The sequence below is a fragment of the Domibacillus sp. PGB-M46 genome (genome assembly GCF_022668875.1).
GTDB lineage: Bacteria > Bacillota > Bacilli > Bacillales > Domibacillaceae > Domibacillus.
In genome coordinates this window covers 1-229 of record NZ_JAKGCR010000115.1, presented here as the reverse complement: position 1 = coordinate 229, position 229 = coordinate 1, and the positions used below count along the sequence as shown (strand labels likewise).

Here is a 229-nt window from a genome sequence, read left to right as displayed (position 1 = left end):
CTGAACAAAATCAATAAAAACGTCAACGTTTTAAATTTTTATCTTCCATTAAAAACACCCCGTGTTTTAATGGAAACTCGAGTTAAGGAACATCGGCTAAATTCGCAACGTCCTGTTGCAACGCCGATGTCAGCACATCCATGTGCAAGCAAACTTTTTGGAGAGTTTGATCCTGGCTCAGGACGAACGCTGGCGGCGTGCCTAATACATGCAAGTCGAGCGGACAGAA

General features: G+C 43.7%; 1 rRNA gene. It reads left to right on the top strand.

The features are described from left to right. Positions 1 to 154: 154 nt before the first annotated feature. Positions 155 to 229, top strand: a 16S ribosomal RNA gene (locus L2D08_RS23870); the annotation flags it as partial.